This is a genomic window from Xanthomonas sp. SHU 166 (assembly GCF_000364685.1).
Lineage (GTDB): Bacteria > Pseudomonadota > Gammaproteobacteria > Xanthomonadales > Xanthomonadaceae > Xanthomonas_A > Xanthomonas_A sontii.
Window position 1 is genome coordinate 1 of the sequence record NZ_AQOJ01000857.1, and the last position, 2,551, is coordinate 2,551.

The following is a 2,551-nucleotide window of genomic DNA, read 5'->3' on the forward strand; positions in this document are numbered from 1 at the left end:
GGCCGGTGGCGGCGGCGGTTCCGGTGCGCGCCAGACGGTCAGCGCCGGGGCCGGCGCGCCATTGCGCTGCAGGTCGGCATCGACGCGCTTGCTGCCCGGCTGCACCGGGTGGAAGGCGATGCCGTCGGTGAGGAAGGCCGCGGCGTAGCCGGCCTGCGCGTACAGCGCGTCGATCGCCGCCAGCAGCGCCGGGCGCGAGCGGAAGTTGTGCGCCAGCGGCGGCGCGCGTTCGGCATCCGTGGCGGCGGCCAGGTAGGTGCGCACGTCGCCGCCGCGGAAGCCGTAGATGGCCTGCTTGGGGTCGCCGATCAGGGCGAGCAGCGGCGGCGTGTCGTCCGCTGTGGACAGCGATGGCGCGATCGCCGCGTCGTCCTGCACCACGGTGGCATCGGCCGTCGCCGGGGCGAACACCTTGCGGAAGATCGTCCACTGGCGGTCGTCGGTGTCCTGGAATTCGTCGACCAGGGCGACCGGGTACTGCGCGCGCAGCCGCTGCGCCAGGGCGGCGCCGTGCGGGCCTTCCAGCGCGCGCGCCACGCCCTCGACCAGGTCGTCGTAGGTCTGCACGCGGCGCTGGCGCTTGAGATAGGCCAGCCGCTCCGCCGCGTCGGCGCGCAACGCGTGCAAGAGACAAATGCGACGTTGCGTGCGCCACTGCGCCAGCTGCGCCAATGCGGCCAGGTAGCCGTCGATGGCGTGGCCCAGCGGCGAGGCCGGGGTGCGCTCGGCGTGCTTCTTGTTGGTGCCGGCGGTCAGTTCGGCGGCGGTGAGCTTGATCAGCTTCGGATGCGGTGGCGCGTCCGCGGTCGGTGCCGCGGCGAAGGCGTCCAGCCAGTGCCACAGCGCGGTCAGCCAGTCGGGCTTGTAGCTGACCTTGCTCAGCACGCCGGCATCCATCGCCGCGGCGATCGCTTCGAAACAGGCGGTGCCGTGCGTGCGGAACGCCTCGGCCAGCGCCACGCCGGCGCGCTGCGCGGCCTGGTGCAACACGGCGCCGTCCTCGGCGGAAAAGACCGGCGCGGCCGGCAACAGCGTCGGATGCCGCACCAGTTCGCGCAGATCGATGGCCATGCCGTCCGGTCCGCCCGGCCACAGCGCCACCAGATCCTCGGCCATCGCCGGATCGGCGGCACGTTGCCGCCACAGGTCGGCGGCGACATCGCGCAGCAGTTCGCGGTCGTCGGTGAGCAGTTGCGGCGCGGCGAAGGCCTGGCCGCTCTCCAGCGCGTGCTCGCGCAGCACGCGCGCGCAGAAGCCGTGGATGGTGAAGATGGCGGCGAGGTCGATGTCCTCGGCGGCCTGCTGCAGGCGGCGGCGCAGGGCCGCGGGGGTTTCGGTGCTGGCGGCCAGGTGCGCGGTGAGGATGGCGCGGGTGAGGGCGACGTCGGGTGGGTCTTGTTGCGGGGTTGGCTGCGATGGGTCGATCGCGAGGTCGGCCGCGGCTAAAGCCGCTCCTACGAGGTCCGGGGCGGAGTCCGGTACCAGACTGGCCGCCAGCGCCAGGCGCTCGCGGATGCGCCGGCGCAGTTCCTGGGTGGCGGCCTCGGTGAAGGTGACGGCGAGGATCTGGCCCAGACGCAGGCCGCGTTCGACCACCAGGCGGGTGAACAGGGTCGCCAGGGTGAAGGTCTTGCCGGTGCCGGCGCTGGCCTCGATCAGGCGCACGCCGTGCAGCGGCAGTTGCAGGTAGGGGTCGCGGTCGGGTGCGGCGTTCATTCGGCGTCTTCCTGCGTGCCGCGCCAGCGCTGCCAGCTTTCGTTGAGCCGTTCCGGATCGAGCGCGGGGCCGGCGTCGCCCTGTTCGAGCAGGCCGAACACGCGCTGGCTGGTGGCGGCGAAGTCGGCGAAGCGCTGCGCGTCGGCGAACGGGTCGCGGCCGCGGCCGACCAGGCGCAGTTCCGGGCTGTCCGCCTCGCTCCAGCCGAAGCTAGCCTGCCATTGCGCGGCGGCGTCCTTGATCGCCTTGTCGAGATCGCCGGCGCGCGCGGCCTGGTAGTACTTCCAACTGCTGTACGGCGCGAACGCCAGCGGCGCCTGGCGGCCATGCCGGTACAGCTGCAGCAGTTCGCCCAGCGCTTGCTGCGCCTGCGCGGCGGGCAGCGGCTCGCGGTCCATCGGATGCGGGCCGAGGCTGTCGTCGTGGTCGAAGAAACGCACGTAGGGCGCGCGTTCGCCGACGGCGCGCAGCAGCAACCATTCCAGCCCGTGGCGGATCGCGCTGCGCCCGCTCAAGGCGCCCACCTGCACGCGTGCCACGCCGGGCGCGTACCAGCCCGAAAGGCGGCCATGCAGCGCGGTGCCGTCGAGGTCCACCTGCAGCCGCGGCGCCAGCGACGCGGCGTCGCCACCGCGCCACTGCCGGAACGCCTCGGCGTACGGGCGCAACTGGCGCACGCGCTCGTCGAGCTGGCGCCGGCCCAGCGGCCCCGACGGCAGCAGCGCGCGGGCGCGCAGGCGTTCGTACAGGGCCTCGGTGTCCTCGCGCAGCACCGCCTCGAACACCTGTTGCTGCAGCCCGTACTGGTCGAGCCCGCGGCTGGGCGCCAGCAGCG

1 protein-coding gene and 1 pseudogene are annotated in these 2,551 nt (G+C 73.6%); both read right to left on the bottom strand.

Annotation, left to right across the window (positions count from 1 at the left end; translation table 11 throughout):
- Positions 1-1,716 (bottom strand): UvrD-helicase domain-containing protein (locus tag D180_RS19555; protein WP_017914101.1); only part of this gene is annotated, 1,716 nt, incomplete at its 3' end.
- Positions 1,713-2,551 (bottom strand): annotated as a pseudogene (locus tag D180_RS19560) (exodeoxyribonuclease V subunit gamma); the annotation flags it as partial. The pseudogene D180_RS19560 and the gene D180_RS19555, both read right to left, overlap by 4 nt.